This is a genomic window from Ochrobactrum sp. PL_is483 (assembly GCF_055816855.1).
Map to the genome: position 1 here is coordinate 221694 of NZ_JBVPGS010000036.1, position 20034 is coordinate 241727.

A 20034-nucleotide genomic window follows, 5' to 3' on the forward strand; every position below is an offset into this window, starting at 1 on the left:
CAAGAAGATTCCCGGAAACCTCTGTTAAGCTCTTCCTGTCCGAATACGGACGGGAGGGTTTTCTCAAGGAGGTATTCATGACTGCGCCACGGCCTTCAAAGACCATGTTGGGCAATCATCCGCTTCATCCTGAAACACAGATGCTCAACTATGGCTACGACCCGGAACTTTCTGAAGGAGCGGTCAAGCCGCCGGTATTTCTGACGTCGACTTTTGTGTTCAAGACGGCTGAAGACGGGCGCGATTTCTTCGATTTCGTTTCCGGTCGCAAGGAACCGCCCGCTGGTGTGGGTGCGGGTCTGGTCTATTCCCGTTTCAACCATCCCAACAGCGAGATCGTTGAAGACCGTCTGGCCGTCTATGAGGGCACCGAGAGCTGCGCGCTGTTTTCATCCGGCATGTCGGCTATCGCCACGACGCTGTTTGCCTTTGCGCGCCCCGGCGATGTTATTTTGCATTCGCAACCGCTCTATGGTGGCACAGAGACACTCCTTGCCAAGACGTTTCTCAATTTCGGCGTCGAGGCTGTCGCCTTCGCTGACGGCGTGCATGAAGCCTCGATAGAGCAGGCGGCTGAAAAAGCCATTGCCAAAGGGCGCGTTTCGGTGATTCTGATCGAGACGCCTGCCAACCCTACCAACAGCATTGTCGATATTGCCGCCATCCGGCGGGTCGCGGAAAAAATCGAACAAAAGCAGGGACATCGACCGATCATTGCCTGCGACAATACCTTGCTCGGGCCGGTTTACCAGAAGCCGCTCGACCATGGCGCGGACCTTTCGGTCTATTCGCTGACCAAATATGTCGGCGGACATTCGGACCTGATTGCCGGGGCGGTCCTGGGCGCGAAGGCCATTGTCCGGCAGGTCAAGGCATTGCGCGGCGCTATTGGAACGCAGCTCGATCCGCATTCCTGCTGGATGCTCGGTCGTTCGCTTGAAACGCTCGGGCTGCGCATGGAGCGCGCCAACAGCAATGCCCTGGCAATCGCGGAATTTCTGCGCGACCATCCGAAGGTGGAGAAGCTGCACTATCTTCCATTCGAGGATGAAAATTCGGATGTTGGTGCGCTGTTCAAGCGCCAATGCACGGGGGCAGGATCGACGTTCTCTTTCGATATCAAGGGCGGACAGGCGGCAGCCTTCCGTTTCCTGAATGCGCTGCAAATATTGAAGCTTGCGGTCAGTCTCGGCGGCACGGAATCGCTTGCAAGCCATCCTGCTGCGATGACCCATTCGGGCGTTCCCGTCGATGTGCGAGAGCGCATCGGTGTGCTGGAATCGACAATCCGGCTTTCCATCGGCATCGAGCATCCCGAGGATCTGATTGCCGACCTCGCGCAAGCGCTCGAAGCGGCTTGAAAACCTTATGCGACAGAAAGCAGCGACCGGTTGTCGCTGCTTTCTCGAAGAAGGCCCCAATGCTAATTCAGTATGGTCAATTCAAGACATATTGGAGGGATAATGAGGGGTAAATTTATATTAGGCGCCGGGTTGCTTCTGGCGCTCACGGCTTGCACGACCAATCGCATTCCAGAACAGTTCAGAACCGATCATCATATGGGCGAAGCGCGATATTTTCAGTCTCGCTGTCCTCAATATAAGGCGGTTGATGCCGAGCGCGCAGTGTTCGTGTATTGTATGGCAAACAAGGCTTACAACAGGGAGTGTAATCCAGAGCGAACTGCGAAGAGCTTCATCGAGGGCTCGCTGGACGGCTATAAGAGCGCAAAGCTGCGCTATCAGAATGTACCGGATAAGAAGGTCTGCTCCATTGCCGAGAGCAAATATGGCGTGAATGGCAGTGAAATGAAGCAATTGCTGAAGCGCTGAGACGGCCTGCTGCGGAGGTGTGCTGAATGCCTTCGCAGTTTTCCACCATTATTGATTGATGAGAATGGTGCGGGTGGTCGGAATCGAACCGACACTCCTTTCGGAACCGGATTTTGAGCCCGCAAAAGTCGCCTAGTCTCAACCCCGCCGTTATGTATCCGCATTTGCGAAAATCTACTACGATCAATGATTTAGCTTGATCTTGGTGGCTTTCAAAATGCTCCATGCTTTTCGGCAATCGCCGGGAGCCGTCCCTTTAAATGCCCCTATTCGGCTCCTGAATTTTTGTGCGTTGGAGACAATAGATGGCCAAAATCAAGCTAACCAAGACCGCAGTCGACGCCGCAACTGCGAAGGACCGCGACTATGAACTCCGGGATACGATCGTACCTGGCTTCATGCTGAAAGTCACGCCCGCCGGCGGCAAGATCTTCATGCTGCAATATGTGAGCAACTCCGGTGTCCGTCGGAAACCCGCCCTGGGTCGGTTTGGCGAACTGACCGTCGACCAGGCGCGCAATCTCGCTCAGGATTGGCTCGCCGAGGTCCGGCAAGGCCGCGACCCAGGCGCCGAAAAGACTGCGGCTCGCACGGCGCCGACCATGAAGGAGATGTGCACAAAGTTCATAGACGAGTATTCTAAGCTCCACAACAAGCCGAGAACTGTCGAAGGGAACGAGACGAATATCAAGAACCATATCGTCCCGCGGCTCGGGCGCCTGAAGGTCCACGAGGTCACGCGTGCCAATATCTCTGAGTTCATGACCGGAATGGCTGATCGGCCTATCATCGCAAACCGGACGCTCGCCCTCCTGCGCAAGATGTTCAACCTCGCAGAGCTCTGGGGGTATCGTCCAGACGGCTCCAACCCCTGCCGGCATGTCCAAAAGTACGCCGAGAAGGGATCGACACGCTTCATCACCGACGAGGAGTTGCGCAAGCTATACACTTATCTCGATCAAGCCGATCGACAGGGCTTGGAACATCCCTTCATCGTCCTCGCGATTCGCCTCCAATTTGAGTTCGCCGCCCGCATGTCCGAGATCCTTGCTCTCGAATGGGATTGGGTCGATCTTGAGCAGCGAAAGGTGACGTGGCCGGACAGCAAGACCGGCGTGATGACCAAGCCCCTCAGCGCCGAAGCTTATCGTCTGTTGAGCGAAGCCCCGCGCTTCGGCGACTCGCCATTCGTTTGCCCGTCGATCTTCGACCCTTCTGTGCGGATGACCGACAACACCTATTCCCAGGCTTGGCGACGCATTCTTCAGCGCGCCGGCGTCCCTCATGTCGGCACGCATGGCATTCGCCACCGTGCCGCCACCGACATCGCCAACTCGGGAGCGCCCATCAAGGTAGGCATGGCGTTGACTGCGCATAAGACGGTCACGCAGTTCATGCGGTACGTCCACACGGAAGACGATCCTGTCCGAATGGCCGCCGACGCAGTGGCCGCAAATCGGCGTTCGGTCACAGGGATCGGTGCGATCGTTCCTCCGCCCGTTCACCCTTCCGCCGGATGTGACACGACAGAGGAGGCCGTCGCCCCGATCATAACGGCTCCGGACTTCCAGGAACCGGCGTCACCGCCTCCCGGATTTGAAGATGGCAAGTACACCTCAAGGACTAAGCTCGGAAACTATCGTCCATTCAGGCACCGGACTGGTGACAACCGGGCTGTCCCGCCGGGTACGCGACGCGCCGAGGCGACGGAGGCGGCCGAATAGGCCTCATCCGACAGCTCCGTAAACACTCCCTGAATCAGAAAGGAACACCCCATGGCACGACCGAACAATCGGGCGAAGTGGCCCTCCGCTCAACTTCTCACACGCGCCGTCCATGTCGACGAGGCCGGTCCTGTCCGCTTTGTCGATACAGAAGCGGCGGCAAAGTATCTCGCACTCGATGCCCATACGCTCGAGTGTTACCGCTCGCTCGACAGTGGGCCGGCATTCTACAAATTCGGCCGTTACGTCCGCTATGCTGTTTCTGACCTCGACGCCTGGGCGGAAAGCTGCCGACGATCGACTTCCGCCTCTCCTACAGCACCGCGGATTTTTGCCGTTGACGCCTTATAGCTTGAAAGCTATATCTTGCGGAAGTCTAGTTCCGTGCAGCCTTCGAAGCTGAGGGATTGGCCTACGAGCGCGAGGTTCGTATCACCGTCACCAAGCTGTTGACCGACTGCGGCTCACAGTTTGGCCGGCTCTATGCCGACGCGTTCAAAGGTTCGAAGCACTCCAACATGAAGGAACTGAGCTTTGAAGCAGCCGACGAATGGCGAGCAGCATTCGCCGTCGATCCACATCGTCCGGCAGCCCTGCTCGTCGCTGGTGACAGACCCCGCGGAAGTCGGAAGTCTTCTCTCGGCGTATGGTCGCAAAACCGGGTTTCAGATTCTCCGGGCATCTAGAAAGCTGAAAACCGCAAAGGGAAATTGAGATGGCGCGGGGCATGATCGATATCATCGCCGACCTTCCTGCGAACGAGCAGCAGGAGATCGAAGCGCGCTATCACGACCTCAAGCAGGAGGTCGAGGGCCTTCGCGAGCTTCGTCAGATCGCCGGAAAGGCGCAGGAAGACGTCGCGACCGCCCTCAAGATCAAGCAGCCATCGGTTTCCAAGATCGAGAAGCAGGCCGACATGTACCTGTCGACCCTACGCGGCTACGTGGAGGCGATCGGCGGGAAGCTGGAGCTTACCGTCAAGTTGCCGTCGCGACCGCCGGTCAGGATACAACATCTTGGCGACCTTGCTCGCTCAGGAGACCCAAAGCCCGCCAGGCGCGGGAGCACAAAGCCATAAGAAATTGCGTTTGGGGGGTAATGGGATTTGAGTCCAGAGACGTTAGCGCGACTTCTCGCTTCAATGAATGCTGGCCGCCTGCTGGTAGTGTGCGGGGCGGGCCTCTCGATGGCTCCGCCGAGCAGGTTGCCGTCGGCAAAGACAGTCGCGGAGCACTGCTTCGACAAGTACCGGCTCGAGGTGGATGCCGGGTGCGATGTCGGACTGCGCGAAAACCTGGAGGCGCTGGCCGAGCACTTCGCCGCTACGAACACCCTCCAGTCCATTTTCATCGATCACTTGGTCCCGTGGGGCTCGTTTGTTCGTCCGTCAAACGCCGGCCACGCAGCGATCGCGGACTTCCTGCTCACGCGAGCGGCCGCAGCAGGCATATCAAGCAATTACGACACGCTCATTGAGCGAAGGGCCTGGGACTACGGCGCCGACTTCAGGGGCTCTCTCGATGGCGACGAGGCCATCGTCGACGCGGTCCACCAAGCCCCTCTGTTGAAGTTTCATGGTTGCTCGCACCGCGATCGTGGATCAACCGTCTGGGCGCCGTCTCAGCTCGATGACCCGGTCATCTCCGCCCGCATCGAGCGCAGCAAGACATGGATGGCAGCCAATCTGCGGCAGAAGGACCTTCTCGTCATCGGCTTTTGGTCCGACTGGGAATATCTGAATGCCGTGATCGGTGGAGCGCTGATTGACGTCCAGCCGCTCTCTGTCACCGTCGTGGACCTTTCGCCGACCGATACGCTGGAAGAGAAAGCGCCGCAGCTCTGGCAAATCGCGCATGCCGACAACGTGCATTTCGAGCACGTCCGCGAATCCGGCGCCGATGTGCTTGATGAACTGAGGCGAGCGTTCTCGACGAACTACCTACGCCAAGTCTTGGCTGCCGGCAGAGCCGCCATCGAGGCATCCGGCATCCAGTGTGATCCCGCCTGGTTCGACGTCGCCGACTACGACAGCGAGACCCTATATGGACTCCGTAGGGACGCCGAAGGCGTTCCCGTCGGGCAACCCGCTACTCGGATCCGACCCGGTAACGTTGAGGCCTTGGGATACTTCCACCTGTTGCTCCGTCAGGCCGGTGCGACGCAGCGCCCGGACGGTTATGATCTCAACGGACGCCGAATCCGGGTGATCAACGGAGCTGAGGCGGTGCTTGGCTCCCTGAGGACACGGTTCATCGAACCCCCCGCCGCTGTAGAGTCAGATATAGTTGTCGCAGTGGGTGCTACTGATCTCGGCCTCCCGAGCAATGTCGTCAGGGGTGGACGAAGCGGCGACCTCATTCGACCCGACGCTACCGGAGCCTGGTTCGATCTGAACGGCGCTAGAACGGAGTTGAACATCTAATGGACATTTCAACTCAAGCGGAAATCGTGCTCCGGGATGCGCAGTACGAAACGTGGTCATGGCCTGGCCCGAACGGCCCGGTGACGTGTTTCGAGAGCGCCGCCGTCATGGGCTTCGTCCATATTTTCGAGACCGCTGAAGCGCTCATGGCCGGTTGGCAGGCTGGCCAAAAGGGAGCCTTGGCGCGGCACGCCGCCTCCTTGCGCGGAGCCGGCACAAAGGCATGGAACGTGTATTCGGTGTTCCTCACCGCTGAGCGCGCGCCCGCGCTGGCCCGGGCCATCGAGCGGATAGAAGAGGACTTCACGCTCACCCGCAAGATCGCCCGCATTGCGGTGACGACGGCCGAGGACGTGGAAAGAGCATTGCTCCCGCTAATGGCGATCCGCTCGCAACCAATGTTGGGCGCTTCGAACTTCGAAGACCGCCTTCGCGCCCGATTGAAGGATGTTCCCGCCGACGCTGTTACCGCGTTCCTCAACGAAACGCCGGCAGCAGACGTCGCCCGCATCCTGGGAGCGAAATCATGAAGCTCGACTATGTAGAGGTTTGCGGATTCCGGGGCTTCCGCGACAAGGTGCGGATAGACTTCGGGAGCGGCTTCACCGTCATCACTGGCCGCAACGGCGTCGGCAAGAGCACCCTATGCGACGCCGTCGAGTTCGCCATCACCGGCTTGATCGAGAAATACACCGTGGAGAAGGCAGCCAAGGAGAGCCTCGCCGACTATCTCTGGTGGCGCGGCTCGGGAATACCGAAGGCGTACTACGTCACAGCTTCCTTCATTAGAGACGATGGCGAGCCATTCACGATCACTCGGACGCGCGAAAGCGGCGCGGATCATTCTCCCGAGGAAATCCACGCAGTTCTCTGCAGCGGCCCTGCGCCGGACGACGCGCTACGCCAGTTGACCCGAACGTCCATCATTCGAGACGAATGGATCGCGGCATTGAGCCTGGATCTTTCCGAGACGGAGCGTTTCGATCTCGTCCGCTCCGCCCTCGGGGCACTCGAAGGATCGGAGGCGGCCGCTAAAGCCAAAGAGGTCGTCGCGGCGGCCGATGCCGCTCACACCCGCAACGAAGCGGCCTATGAAACCGCACGCACGAGGTTGGGCGAACGCCTGACACAGCAGTCCGAAATCCAGGCCACCCTCAGCCGATCCGGTGACGTCTCGGCCGCGTTGGCGGTCATAGGCGCCGCCGTGCCAGACGCGCCGACAGAAATGGTCGCGCGCCTTGAGGCCGCCCGCGCCGCCCTGGCAGAGGGGCGGGCGCGCACGGCTCGGATCGCAGAGGCGATCGAAGACGGACGAGAACTCCTCACGCTCCAGCAAACCTTCAATGCCCCCGAAGCGGTTTCAGCTCGCCAATCCGCGATAGCCGAGTTGAACGCGGCGAGGCAAGCAAAGGACATCGCTCTTGAGGCAGTCACCGCGGCCGAAGCGTTACTGGCGCGAGAAGAGGATGCCGATGCTGTGGCCGCCTCCCTCGCGATGCTCGTCGAGCATGGCGAGCGCCTTGGCGTCCATGACGACCATTGCCCACTCTGCGCCGCCCACCGAACCTCCGAGGAATTCGCGGCCGGTCTGGCCGCGGCGCGACGGCGGATATCGAGCCTATCCTCGGGTGTTCAAGAAGCGCGCAGCACACTGGGCGCGGCCAGCGACGAGGCGCGAGAGGCTTCAGCCAACTTTACGAGAGCTGAGGCCGATCTTGCAGCCCACCAGGCCGAGGAACGCAATTTGCGCGCGGCCGAGCAAACTCATGCCGCCCTCTTCGAGCGTTGGAACATCGACCGACGCTTCCTCAGCGACCCTGATGCGCTCGAAGGCTATGTCGAGGCCGAGCGCGATAGATTGATTGAGCTCGAAAGAGCGTTGCTCGTACTCGAGGCATCCCAGTCGGTCTCCCGCATGGCGTCGATCGAGAAGAATATCGAAGGCTTGCGCGAAGAACTCAACAACCTCGCGGATGCCGTCGGCCAGTCTCAAACTGCACTATCGCACGCCCGCGACATGGAGCGTTCGGTCAAACGTGTCAGCGCCGAGATCATCGATGAACGGCTGGCGCAGATCAGTCCGCTGCTCAATGAGCTCTACCAGCGATTAAGACCTCACGCCGATTGGCGCACCATCGACTACAGCATCCGAGGCGACATAAAACGGTTCCTGAGCTTGAAGGTCGGAGACGGCCTCAATCCCCAATTCGTCTTCAGCAGCGGCCAGCGGCGCGCGGCCGGCCTGGCATTCTTGTTGTCGGTCCATCTGGCGCGGGCCTGGACGCCCCTGCGTTCCCTTCTTCTCGATGACCCTGTTCAGCACATCGACGACTTCAGGGCTCTCCACCTCGTCGAGGTTCTTGCAGCGCTGCGGCTGGATCGCCGGCAGATCGTCTGCGCGGTCGAGGATCCTGCTCTCGCCGATCTTCTCTGCCGGCGTCTGATCAGCACGACTGACGAGCCCGGGCGTCGATACGACATCGATCTCGGTCCGGAAGGTGCGACGAGCATTCTAATCGCTGAAGATGTCCCGCCCATGCCTGTCGGAGTGTTGCGCGGCGGCCTTCAGATGGTGAGTGGAGGCTGATCAGTTGCGGGGGAACCCCCAAGCGCTGCGAGCCTACCGGACGATCGCCCACTTCTGTTGGGGGCGAAAAGTCGAAGCCTGCCATCGAACGGGTCGATGAATCTTTCTTGACTCTCCCGCTTAAAAGGAAGAACAAATAGAGAACATGAAACCCAATCCGCCATCGGAGGTCAGGAACGAGCTTGCGGCCCGAGCCCGCCATAGAGTCTTTGCGTGCGCAGTTCGAGAAGATCGAAGGCAGAAGCCGGCGCGTCAGATCGGGTGCTCCCCTTCGGGATCGCCGAGATGGACTCGCGACTGCCCGGCGACGGCCTGGCACGCGGCGCGCTTCATGAGGTGGCCGGCGGCGGAAACGGCGCCGTCGATGGTGCTGCCGCCGCGCTGTTTTCCGCCGGCATAGCCGCCAGGACATCCGGAAAAGTTCTCTGGTGCATCACGCGTCCCGACCTTTTCGCGCCCGCATTGGCTCAGGCAGGGCTTTCATCCGATCGCGTTGTCTATCTGGAGGCCGGCGACGATAAGACGGTCCTGGCCTGCATGGAAGAAGGGTTGCGCCACGGTGGCCTCGGAGCCGTCGTCGCCGAGGTTGCGCGGCTATCCGGCGCCGCCAAAGTCGACCTGTATCGGTTGCCCCTTTCATTCCGACGCAGCATGGCGACACATCCGTGACACTGATCCCGAAAGCATGTGCATACCTATCACGCCGTCGAATGTGTGATCTGCGAACGGCAGCGACACCGCATCGGCACGCCGACCATTCACCTCAGCAAATGGCAACGGCCGGCACCGGTCCATCGCCTCCTCCACCATGCCGTCCGACAGGTCGGCAAGCGCCAGGCTGATCCCAGCCGGTAGCTGCTGGGCAACCGCTTGCCAGAACCAACCTGGGCCGCAGCCGATATCGAGTATCCGATCTGCTTCCTTGATCGGCAGGTTCTGCGCCACCCATTCGAACCAACCGATTTCGGCTATCGTATATTCGCTGTTTAGCCGAGCCCGCGCTGCCAGTTTCCGGCTGTCGCCATACTGTTTGGTGCTTCCCGAGGTGATGGACGACATGCCGCCCCCTTCTTTCGATTGTCTTACGTGTCTCAAAACTTCCTGCCAGACCTATCAGCCGGCGAAATCATCTTAAAGAGAGTAAGAGGAATGACGGGGTTTTCGTGACGGGTTGGAGACGAGAGAGAGGCTCTCGGCGCCCGTCGCGGAGACTACCACGATGGCCACTGCTGCTCAGAAAATCACTCTGTCGTCTTCACGCGACATCCCCTTCAACAAGTTGGTCCTCAGCCAGTCGAACGTCCGCAAGGTCAAGGCTGGTGTGTCGATCGAGGAGCTGTCGCAGGACATCGCCCGCCGTGGCCTGCTCCAGGGTCTCAATGTCCGCCCTGTCGTCGATGCCGACGGCAAGGAGACCGGCATGTTCGAGATCCCCGCCGGCGGTCGCCGCTACCGGGCGCTGGAACTGCTGGTCAAGGCCAAGCGCCTGGCGAAAACGGCCCCTGTGCCCTGCGTCGTTCGCGAAGCCGGCAGCGACATTCTGCTCGAGGACGACAGCCTAGCCGAAAACGTCCAGCGCGCCCCGCTCCATCCGCTCGATCAGTATCGCGCCTTTCAGGACATGCGCCTTAAGGGCATGTCAGAGGAAGAGATCGCCGCTGCTTTTTTCGTCTCTGCCAATGTCGTGAAGCAGCGCCTGCGGCTGGTATCCGTCGCGCCTTCGCTGCTCGACCTCTATGCGGAAGATGGCGTGACGCTGGAACAGCTCATGGCCTTCACCGTCAATCCCGACCATGCCCGCCAGGAACAGGTGTGGGAGGCGATTAAGGATTCCTGGTTAAAAGAACCTCATCAGATCCGGCGCATGCTGACCGAGACCACGGTTCGCGCATCGGACAAGCGCGCGCAGTTCGTCGGAATCGACGCGTATGAGGCCGCTGGCGGCATCGTGTTGAACGACCTCTTTCAGTCCGACGATGGCGGCTGGCTGCAGGATGTCGCTCTGCTCGACCAACTCACCGACGACAAGCTGAAGGCGGAAGCCGAAGCGATCGGCGCCGAGGGCTGGAAGTGGGTCGATGCCCGTGTCGAGGTCCCCTATGGCTACGGCCACGACCTGCGCCGGCTGATCGGCACCACGGCTCCACTGACCGAGGAGGAACAAGCGAGCTTCAATGCCCTGACCGCGGAATATGAAGCGCTGGAAGCCCAATATGCCGAAGCCGACGAATATCCCGACGAGGTCGACGAGCGTATCGGCGAGATCGAGACCGCGCTCGCCGCTTTCGAGGATCGTCCCGTCGTCTACGATCCGGCAGAGATCGCCCGCGCCGGCGTGTTCATCAGCATCGATCGCGAAGGCCACCTGTCTGTCGATCGCGGCTATGTCCGTGCCGAGGACGAGGCGCCCATGGCCGTGGACGGTGAGGAGGGTGCACAAAGCGCTTCCTTCGATCCGTCGACTTCGATTCCCGACGCACAGCGTGCGGTTATCATCGTCGGCGGCCAGCCGGCCGAGCCGGAGGAAGAAGAGACCGAGGTCATCAAGCCGCTGCCTGAGCGGCTGGTTTCGGAGCTGACGGCGCATCGGACGCTGGCGTTGCATGACGCCGTGGCCAACAATCCTAATGTCGCCATGACGGCACTGCTGCACCGGCTGGTGACGGAGCGTTACAACTATTCCCGTCCAAACGGCTGCCTGGAGGTCAATGTCCGCCACCACTTCTTCAGCGCCCAGGGCGCGGATCTCAAGGACAGCCTATCGGCCAAGGCAATCCAGACGCGCTACGAGGAATGGAAGGCGGACCTGCCGACCGATGACAATGCGTTGTGGGACTGGATCGCCGCGCTCGACGATGCGAGCCGCATGGCTTTGCTCGCCCATTGCGTCGCCTATGGCGTCAATGCGCTCTACGAGAAGCCAAACCCGTTCAGCGGTAGCGGCATCTCCCAGCATGGCCTCGATCAGCGACTGGCCCACGCCGACCGGCTTGCCCGCGCAACGGGTCTCGACATGGTGGTGGTCGCTGGATGGCGTCCGACGGTCGAGAATTACCTTGGCCGCGTCACCAAGCCCCGCATTCTCGAAGCCGTCCGAGAGGGCGCCGGGGAGCGTGCCGCCTCGCTGATCGAGCATCTGAAGAAGGGCGACATGGCCAAGGAGGCCGAGCGCCTGCTCGCTGACACCGGCTGGTTGCCGGAGCCGTTGCGCCTGTTCGACGAGGCACCGGCGTCACCAGGTGGCGCCGACCGGGACGACGTCGATGCCCTGCCGGACTTCCTCGCCGGCGGTGACGACGATGCCGACCGTGACGATGTCGAAACGGCCCACCTGATCGCGGCCGAATGACCACTTGCGGGGCGGTCCCGGCCGCCTCGCTTTCTCCCACTTCATCCATCGGACCCGACAGTTGCCGGGCCGTCAATCTTTTGGAGACCACACCCGTGTCTGCTTCACTTGTTTTCGACATCGCCCCACTTGGCTCCTTGGTGGCTTATGCCAATGGAGAGCCCAAACCGCCTGCGCGCTTCACCAAGAAGCTCGCCGCATGGCAGCGGAACAATGGCGTCGGCCGCCTTGTCCGCAAGGAACCCGCCCGCGAGCGGCCGACCTATTCAAGTCCGCCATGCTTCACGCTGCATGAAGGCAATTTCGGCCAGGGTGGCATCATCCTCGTCACGATCATGCGGACCTACGGCATCGATAGTAGCCTGACCTTCCGCGTCGTCGAACGCCCGCAGGTCGGGCAGGTCCGCGTCTTGCAAGATATCGGCGATAACGTTGAACTTCTGCATCTCGCGGAAAGTCGGGATGCCGCCGAGCTCTGGCTGGCGAAGGCCGGTCACAGGCGCGCGCGTCTCGAAGACATTACGGCCGACGAGATTGGCGCCGATGTCGTCGAAGGGCGCATTGCCGCCTGACCAACCGATCCTGCCACCTGGCCCGCCGTCGAAAGACCGCGGGCCATTTTTGTTACCAGCAGGTCTGGCATGGCTATTCCAGATCATGCCCTCGCCAATTCCAGGACGCCTTTGTACTCAGCGGCCGGCGCTAGGTCCGCGTCACACTCCGCAAGCGAGGGAACACGATTTGCAGTAAGATCAGTGTATAGCCAGGGCTGGCGAAACGCTGCATCTACATAAGGGGTTACCGGCCCCGGTCAGATGCGAAACACCATCCCCCGCTTCCATTCGCTAACCTTGGTCCGATCCGGCTCCTCATCAATCAACCCGTGAAGGGTCGGCTTACGCGAGCGTGCCGCCCTCGCGGATTCGGGACATGCCCGAACGCACGAGGGTGATTGCCGATCCGGTCGGACACTTCGGGCGCCTGTCGTGCGGGGGATGGTCCCCCGCCTCCAGAAGACAGGAGCCGGAACCATGTCCTATGCAGATGCCACTGCATTCGCCGCCAGCCTCGCCGCCACCCTGATGGTCTCGATCGTTGTGTTCCAGGCCGGAGACGGCACCCACGCGGCCATGGTCGCTTCCGAGTTCGATGGCGACGAAGATATGATCCAGCTCGAAATCGATCCCTTCCAGTGAGGCTCAATCGCCTCACATCAACGGCCCGGAGCGCCTCACGCCCGGGCCTAAATGGGTGCGCGGCCGGCGCCACCACGCCCTTAGGAACCGAAGCAATCGTTTCGGCAACCATCGCCAGAAGAGTGAGAGGGCGGAGGTCACGGCCGTGATGGGACGAGGGTCGGGAGAGAGGCTTCCGCCGCCTGTCACGGAGTCATCCTCATGCGACACAGCACACCACACGCCGCCACCTTCACACCTGTCGAAAAGATCGCACTCAACCAGTTGGTCGCTCACCTGCGCAGCGCCGCCCGCTTCCCCCTTCGCGTCGCCGTGAGCGGGACAGCCACCTTCGTTGACGACGATGCCGAGGCTGAACCGATCTCCTTCGATCGCACCGTCGGTCTCGGCGAGTGCGGCTCGCTGCAAGACGCGATCATCGCCACCGAAATCCGCATCGCACACGACGATATCGAAAGCAGTGCGGGGGACGCGGTTCGGTTTTTGCCGCGCGTCGTCACCGTCATCGATCGCGAAGGACGGCTTGTCGCGGCAGGTGAAATCGGCGCGAAGGGAATCCGGTGGTGTGAGCCAGTAAAGTCCGACGGCGAGGCCCGCATGGTCATAGCCGAAGCCAGCCGCCTGCGGGGCGAGGCCATTGCCCAAACAGGTCTGGAAAATGCCGACGCGGCGCGGCGTCTGCGATTCGCCGCCAGTGTTCTCGAAGGCCGGCTCGTCGACAAGGTCTGGCGCGGGCCTGCCCGTGCGGCACTCCTCCAGGCCGCCTGACCTCCAACCACATCCCCAATCCATGCCCGGCCACCCGCCGGGCAGTGTCCTTTCTGGAGCCTGACATGCCCGACTATTTCACCCACTTCTCCTGCCTGCTCAATGTCCGCACGCCCAAAAATGCAGCCCGTGCGCTCGAGCTCTACATTCGCCTGTCCAAAGACGGGGCAACGGAAGAGCCGCCTTCTGATGGCTTCCTGCTGTCCATCGAGCCCGAATTCGGCGGCACTCAACTTTGGATGCGCGATGACGGGACCGGCGATCCCGAACGCCTGATCCAGTTCGTCAAACTCTGCGCCAGGGAATTCCGGCTGAGCGGCAGATGGGGGTTTCAATACGCGAACACCTCCTCGAAAGCCCGCATCAACGCCTTCGGCGGCGGTGCCCATGTTCTGGATCTGGCGACCAGCGAGACCATCGCCTGGACCTATACCGATGGCTGGCTCGCCGAGGTGCTGGACGCAGGCGAATCCGATGCCTGAGATCGCCGGAACCACCGTCTATCGCCTGCATGAACTGCCCGATGGAGCCAAGAACGAGGCCCGAGCATGATGGTTTCGAGCGTCCCGCTTCACGGCGGGACGCGATTTCCATTTCGGCCATGCCCGCTCCGTTGAAAGCCAGAGGGTGGCCGGGACGGATTTGAGCCGGTGCGGTCGAGAGAGAGCGCTGCGCGGCTCGACCCGTTCCCGCTCTCCCGAGGCTCATCCCGTGACCCATGCTTCCGCCGCCGCCCGCCTTCCAGATGTCTCCGATATCCCTGCGGTCGATACACCTTCCGCCATTCACCATGCAGCGCTTCTCCTTCTTCCCCATATCGAGCGCGGCCAGCGCGTCGATGCCGCCGCCCTGCGCGGCGCGATGGAAACCGCCTTCGGCGCCTCCGACGCCGCCGGCGCCTGGGACTGGAAGACCGCCTATGAAGCCTGCGAGGCGGCGACCGTTCTGTTTCTGCGCAAATACGGCAAGGCGCTGTTCCGTAAAGCCGGTTCTCAGGCGGCCTGCCTGCCGCTGCTAGCGAGGATCGCCGGCTTGCTCCCCACTCACACGCGCCGTTCCGAGCAGAGCCAGGCCTTCCAGCAGTTCTCGACGCCGATCCCGCTCGGGCTGATCGCCGCGAACGCCGCCGCCATCACGCCCGCCGACCGGGTTCTGGAACCCTCGGCCGGCACCGGCCTGCTCGCCATCCTGGCCGAGATCGCCGGCGGATCACTTGTGCTGAACGAGCTGGCCGACACCCGCGCCGATCTTCTCTCCCACCTCTTTCCGGCCGTTCCCATCACCCGCTTCGACGCCGCCCAGATCAATGATCACCTCGATCTAGGCATCGTCCCGACCGTCGTCCTGATGAACCCTCCCTTTTCGGTCATGGCCAATGTCTCCGGTCGGATGGCGGATGCCACCTATCGCCATGTAGCCTCGGCGCTGGCGCGCCTGGCTGATGGCGGGCGGCTGGTCACGATCACCGGCTCCAACTTCGCCCCCGATGCGCCGGCCTGGCGGGACGCCTTCGTCCGGCTCCAGGAGCATGGTCGCGTCGTGTTCACGGCCTCCATCGACGGCTCAATCTATGCCAAGCATGGCACGACGATCGACACCCGCCTTACCGTCATCGACAAGCTGCCTGCCGACGATCCGGCCGCGTTTCCAGTCTCGCCGGGGATTGCTCCGGATGTCGCCACCCTGATCGGCTGGATCGGCGAACATGTCCCGGCGCGCCTGCCGGTCGACGCCTCGGTCTCGGTTCCGATCGCTGCACCCACGGCGCCGCGCACCGTTCGCGGCTATCTCGCGCGCGCCGCCGCATCCGCTCCCGCTCGCGCTCTCGCGGAGCCCGAAGGCGTTGAGCTCGCCTACGAGGCCGTGGACTGGACGCCGGCCGAAGGCGGCCGGATCACGGATGCGATTTATGAAGAATACGGATTGCAGGCGATCCGTATTCCCGGTTCTCAGGCTCACCCGACCAAGCTGGTGCAGTCCGCCGCCATGGCCTCGGTGGCGCCGCCCAAGCCGAGCTACCGGCCGCGTCTTCCCGCCAACCTCGTCACCGACGGCCTGTTGTCGGACGCCCAGCTTGAGACCGTCATCTATGCCGGCGAAGCCCATGCGGACTTCCTCGCCGGATCCTGGACGGTCGACGAGACCTTCGACCTGGTTTCGGCCGCGACGGACGATGCGCCGAACGCCGTGCGCTTCCGCCGCGGCTTCATGCTCGGTGACGGCACCGGCGCGGGCAAGGGCCGTCAGTCGGCCGGGATCATCCTCGACAACTGGATGCAAGGGCGCCGCAAGGCGGTCTGGATCTCCAAGTCGGACAAGCTGCTGGAGGACGCCCAGCGCGACTGGTCGGCGCTCGGGATGGAGCGCCTGCTGGTCACGCCGCTGTCTCGCTTCCCGCAAGGCAAGGACATCCGCCTGTCGGAAGGCGTCCTATTTACAACCTACGCCACGCTACGCTCCGACGAGCGCGGCGAGAAGGTTTCCCGCGTCAAACAAATCGTCGATTGGTTGGGCTCCGACTTCGATGGAGTGATCATTTTCGACGAGAGCCACGCCATGCAGAACGCCGCGGGCGGAAAGGGTGAACGCGGCGATGTCGCCGCCTCGCAGCAGGGCCGTGCAGGCTTGCGCCTTCAGCACGCCCTGCCGAATGCCCGTGTCGTCTATGTCTCGGCCACCGGCGCCACCACCGTCCACAATCTCGCCTACGCCCAGCGGCTCGGCCTTTGGGGCGGCGAGGACTTCCCGTTCTCCACCAGGGCGGAGTTCGTCGAGGCGATCGAGGCCGGCGGTGTCGCGGCCATGGAAGTGCTCGCCCGCGACCTTCGTGCGCTGGGTCTCTACACCGCCCGATCGCTCTCCTATGACGGCGTCGAATATGATCTCGTCGAGCATCAGCTCACCTCGGAACAGACCCGCATCTATGACGCCTATGCCGGCGCCTTCGCCGTCATCCATAACAATCTCGACGCCGCCATGCAGGCCGCCAACATCACCGGCGGCGACACCGGCTCGAGCACGCTGAACCGGCAGGCCAAATCCGCCGCACGCTCGGCCTTCGAGTCGGCCAAGCAGCGGTTCTTCGGCCATCTGCTGACCAGCATGAAGACGCCGACCCTGATCCGCTCGATCGAGCGCGATCTGGAAGACGGCCATGCCGCCGTGATCCAGATCGTCTCCACGGGCGAAGCCTTGATGGAACGCCGCCTGGCCGAGCTTCCGGCCGAGGAATGGAGCGACGTCCGTGTTGACATAACGCCTCGCGAGTACGTCCTCGACTATCTCGCCCATTCCTTCCCGGTACAACTCTACGAGCCCTTCACCGACTCCGAGGGCAATATGTCGTCGCGACCCGTCTTTCGTGACGGTCAGCCGGTGGAGAGCCGCGAGGCTGTCGCCCGCCGCGACCGTCTGATCGAGAAGCTCGCTTCTCTTCCGCCCGTACCGGGCGCGCTCGACCAGATCGTCCAGCGGTTTGGAGCGGATGTTGTGGCGGAAGTGACGGGGCGTTCGCGCCGCATCGTTCGCAAGACCAGCCCTGGCGCTGTTGATCGTCTCGTTGTGGAGAACCGGGCGGGATCGGCCAATCTCGCCGAAACCGCCGCTTTCATGGACGATCAGAAGCGCATCCTGATCTTCTCCGACGCCGGCGGCACCGGGCGCTCCTATCACGCCGATCTCGGCGCGAAGAACCAGCGGCTGCGCGTCCACTACCTGCTGGAACCGGGCTGGAAGGCCGACACCGCCATCCAAGGCTTGGGGCGCACCAACCGGACCAACCAGGCGCAGCCGCCCCTGTTCCGGCCGATCTCGACCGACGTGAAGGCCGAGAAACGTTTCCTCTCGACCATCGCCCGCCGCCTCGACACGCTGGGCGCGATCACCCGCGGCCAGCGCCAGACCGGCGGTCAGGGCCTGTTCCGGCCCGAGGACAATCTGGAATCACACTACGCCCGCGATGCGCTCCGCCAGCTCTATCTCCTGCTCGTGCGCGGCAAGGTCGAAGGCTGCTCACTCCAGATGTTCGAGGACGCCACCGGCCTCAAGCTGATGGACGATACCGGCATCAAGGATGAGTTGCCGCCCATCACCACCTTCCTCAACCGCCTCCTGGCGCTGACCATCGAGCTGCAGGGCGTGCTGTTCACCGCCTTCGAACAGCTTCTCAACGCGAAGATCGAAGGGGCCATCGCCAGCGGCAGCTACGATGTCGGGCTGGAAACGCTCCGCGCCGAGAGCTTCGTCGTCACCGACCGACAGACGATCCATGTCCATCCCGGCACCGGCGCCGAAGCCCGGCTGCTGACCATCACCCAGCGCGAGCGCAACCGCCCGCTCACGCTTGCCGAGGCGCTCGATCACCTCAGCGACGCTCGCGCGAAGCTGCTGATCAACGAGCGCTCAGGCCGCGCCGCTGTCCAGATCCCGACCACCAGCGTCATGCTGGATGACGGCGAGATCGAGCGGCGAGTCCGCCTGATCCGGCCGATGGAGGCCCATAACGTGCCGGTCAAGATGATGGGCGAGACCCGTTGGGTCGAAGCCGATCCGTCGGACTTCGCCTCGGCCTGGAACGCGGAAGTGGCCGAGGTGCCGGAGTTCGTCGACAGCACCATCCACGTCGTCAGCGGGCTGTTGCTGCCGATCTGGAAACGGCTGCCGAATGAATCGACCCGCGTCTATCGGCTCCAGACCGATGACGGCGAGCGCATCGTCGGTCGCCGCGTCTCGCCCGCCTGGGTCGCGGGTGCACTCGCCACAGGCACGTCGACGCTGGCGCCGAACGAGGCCTTCACGGCTCTGATGGACGGCAAGACCATCCTCGACCTCACAGAGGGCCTACAGCTTCGCCGCAGCCGCGTCATGGGCGCCAACCGCATCGAGCTGTCCGGCTTCACCGATACAATGCGGGACCGGCTGCGGGCCTACGGCCTCTTCCACGAGATCATCTCGTGGAAGCTGCGGATGTTCGTGCCGATCGACGGCTCCGGCCCTGCCATCCTCGCCAAAGTCCTCGAGCGCTATCCCGTTCAGCGCGTCGGGGAACGGGAGGCGGCGTAAATGGCCCGACACAACGCCTCCGAACTGGCGATCCGCCTCGGCCAGCAGGCCGAGGCGGTGTGCAGGCGCTATCTGTCGAACGGCCATCGCGCCGGACGTTACTGGCTGGTCGGGGACGTACAGAACACGGCGGGTCGCTCCATGTTCGTACGCCTGATCGGCCCCGAAACCGGCAAGGGTGCTGCCGGTAAATGGACCGACGCCGCCACAGGTGAACACGGCGATCTGCTCGACGTCATCCGCGAAAGCTGCGGCCTTGTCGATTTCAAGGACGTGGCCGAAGAAGCCCGCCTCTTCCTCAGCCTGCCAAGGCCCGAGCCTGATCCGGTTCCCCGTTCCCGCCCGGGGAAAGCGCCGGCCGGATCGCCGGAGGCGTCACGGCGTCTGTTCGCCATGGCGCAGCCGATTGCCGGTACAATCGTGGAAACGCATCTACGGAACCGTGCGATTACGGCTTTGCACGAAACCGGCAGCCTCCGCTTACACCCGCGTTGCTACTATCGTCCAGAAGACGGCGGCCCGACCGAGACCTGGCCCGCGATGATCGCGTCCGTCACCGACCTTGACGGCGCCCTGACCGGCGTCCATCGCACCTGGCTCCTGCCCGACGGCAGCGACAAAGCCCCTGTCGAAACGCCTCGGCGCGCGATGGGCGATCTCCTGGGGCACGGCGTCCGTTTCGGAGTGGCGCAGGACGTCCTGGCGGCCGGCGAAGGCATCGAGACCGTGCTGTCGGCCCGCTCGGGTCTTCCCCGCATGCCGATGCTGGCGGCACTCTCGGCGGCGCACCTTGCCGCCATCCTGTTCCCGCCGTCGCTAAGGCGGCTCTATATCGTGCGCGATTCCGATCCGGCGGGAAATGGCGCGCGAGACAGCCTGGTCGAGCGGGCAAGGAGCGTCGGGATCGAGGCGATTGTCCTGTCGCCGGTGCTCGGGGACTTCAACGAGGATCTGCGCCAGTTCGGCATCGACGCCTTGCGGGCGGACTTGCGGGTTCAGATCGCTCCTGAAGACGTCAGCCGGTTTCTCGCGGCGTGAGGATGCGTCGGTCCCGCCGGGGAAGAGGCGCGGAGCAACCCGACCTGCCGTATCGAT

At 62.7% G+C, this 20034-nt stretch carries 16 protein-coding genes, 1 tRNA gene and 2 pseudogenes; 17 read left to right on the plus strand and 2 right to left on the minus strand.

Annotation, left to right across the window (positions count from 1 at the left end; all coding sequences use genetic code 11):
* Positions 1–77: 77 nt before the first annotated feature.
* Together AC0TNJ_RS12770 and AC0TNJ_RS12775 are read left to right on the plus strand one after the other, a co-directional pair.
* Positions 78–1361 carry a cystathionine gamma-synthase family protein gene (locus AC0TNJ_RS12770; protein ID WP_473771346.1) on the plus strand — a complete coding sequence of 428 codons (1284 nt, stop codon included), beginning with the start codon at positions 78–80 and terminating at the stop codon, positions 1359–1361.
* Between the two features lie 132 nt (positions 1362–1493).
* Positions 1494–1832 (plus strand): hypothetical protein, encoded by a 339-nt coding sequence (locus tag AC0TNJ_RS12775; protein WP_473771347.1) that lies wholly within the window; start codon positions 1494–1496, stop codon positions 1830–1832.
* A 65-nt stretch (positions 1833–1897) separates the two neighbouring features.
* Here AC0TNJ_RS12775 and AC0TNJ_RS12780 read toward each other — a convergent pair.
* Positions 1898–1980, minus strand: a tRNA-Leu gene (locus AC0TNJ_RS12780).
* Positions 1981–2137: 157 nt separating this feature from the next.
* Here AC0TNJ_RS12780 and AC0TNJ_RS12785 point away from each other — a divergent pair.
* From AC0TNJ_RS12785 to AC0TNJ_RS12820, 8 genes and pseudogenes are all read left to right on the plus strand, one after another.
* The gene (locus AC0TNJ_RS12785; RefSeq protein ID WP_473771348.1) at positions 2138–3556 is read left to right on the plus strand and encodes a tyrosine-type recombinase/integrase; all 1419 of its coding nucleotides are present in this window, start codon (positions 2138–2140) and stop codon (positions 3554–3556) included.
* A gap of 51 nt (positions 3557–3607) precedes the next feature.
* On the plus strand, positions 3608–3907 hold the full coding sequence (locus tag AC0TNJ_RS12790; protein WP_473767967.1) for a helix-turn-helix domain-containing protein: 300 nt from the start codon (positions 3608–3610) through the stop codon (positions 3905–3907).
* Between the two features lie 56 nt (positions 3908–3963).
* Positions 3964–4242, plus strand: coding sequence for a hypothetical protein (locus tag AC0TNJ_RS12795; protein WP_473767966.1), 279 nt, complete (start codon positions 3964–3966; stop codon positions 4240–4242).
* Positions 4243–4283: 41 nt separating this feature from the next.
* Entirely contained in the window at positions 4284–4634 is a 351-nt protein-coding gene (locus AC0TNJ_RS12800) for an XRE family transcriptional regulator (RefSeq protein WP_473767965.1), read from the plus strand.
* Positions 4635–4742: 108 nt separating this feature from the next.
* Positions 4743–5978, plus strand: a complete 1236-nt coding sequence (locus AC0TNJ_RS12805) for an SIR2 family protein (protein WP_473771349.1) — start codon at positions 4743–4745, stop codon at positions 5976–5978.
* Positions 5978–6508, plus strand: coding sequence for a hypothetical protein (locus tag AC0TNJ_RS12810; RefSeq protein WP_473767963.1), 531 nt, complete (start codon positions 5978–5980; stop codon positions 6506–6508). The genes AC0TNJ_RS12805 and AC0TNJ_RS12810 overlap by 1 nt, the downstream gene beginning before the upstream one ends.
* On the plus strand, positions 6505–8565 hold the full coding sequence (locus AC0TNJ_RS12815; protein ID WP_473767962.1) for an ATP-binding protein: 2061 nt from the start codon (positions 6505–6507) through the stop codon (positions 8563–8565). Before AC0TNJ_RS12810 ends, AC0TNJ_RS12815 begins: the two co-directional genes overlap by 4 nt.
* A 182-nt stretch (positions 8566–8747) precedes the next feature.
* Positions 8748–9174: pseudogene (locus tag AC0TNJ_RS12820) on the plus strand (ImuA family protein); the annotation flags it as partial.
* Positions 9175–9246: 72 nt separating this feature from the next.
* Here AC0TNJ_RS12820 and AC0TNJ_RS12825 read toward each other — a convergent pair.
* Positions 9247–9624, minus strand: a pseudogene (locus tag AC0TNJ_RS12825) (class I SAM-dependent methyltransferase); the annotation flags it as partial.
* Positions 9625–9784: 160 nt separating this feature from the next.
* Here AC0TNJ_RS12825 and AC0TNJ_RS12830 point away from each other — a divergent pair.
* The 7 genes from AC0TNJ_RS12830 to AC0TNJ_RS12860 all read left to right on the plus strand — a co-directional run bounded on the left by AC0TNJ_RS12830 (position 9785) and on the right by AC0TNJ_RS12860 (position 19977).
* The gene (locus tag AC0TNJ_RS12830) at positions 9785–11914 is read left to right on the plus strand and encodes a ParB/RepB/Spo0J family partition protein (RefSeq protein WP_473767961.1); all 2130 of its coding nucleotides are present in this window, start codon (positions 9785–9787) and stop codon (positions 11912–11914) included.
* Between the two features lie 95 nt (positions 11915–12009).
* Positions 12010–12486: a hypothetical protein gene (locus AC0TNJ_RS12835; RefSeq protein WP_473767960.1), complete on the plus strand. Its 477-nt coding sequence runs from the start codon at positions 12010–12012 to the stop codon at positions 12484–12486.
* Positions 12487–12945: 459 nt separating this feature from the next.
* Complete coding sequence (locus tag AC0TNJ_RS12840) at positions 12946–13110, plus strand: hypothetical protein (RefSeq protein WP_192798561.1); 165 nt, start codon at positions 12946–12948, stop codon at positions 13108–13110.
* 201 nt (positions 13111–13311) lie between these two features.
* The gene (locus AC0TNJ_RS12845) at positions 13312–13878 is read left to right on the plus strand and encodes a hypothetical protein (protein ID WP_473767959.1); all 567 of its coding nucleotides are present in this window, start codon (positions 13312–13314) and stop codon (positions 13876–13878) included.
* A 65-nt stretch (positions 13879–13943) separates the two neighbouring features.
* A complete protein-coding gene (locus tag AC0TNJ_RS12850; protein WP_473767958.1) occupies positions 13944–14360 on the plus strand; it encodes a hypothetical protein in 417 nt (138 codons plus the stop codon).
* Between the two features lie 229 nt (positions 14361–14589).
* Positions 14590–18939 (plus strand): strawberry notch-like NTP hydrolase domain-containing protein, encoded by a 4350-nt coding sequence (locus AC0TNJ_RS12855; protein ID WP_473767957.1) that lies wholly within the window; start codon positions 14590–14592, stop codon positions 18937–18939.
* Entirely contained in the window at positions 18940–19977 is a 1038-nt protein-coding gene (locus AC0TNJ_RS12860; RefSeq protein ID WP_473767956.1) for a DUF7146 domain-containing protein, read from the plus strand.
* Positions 19978–20034: the final 57 nt, after the last annotated feature.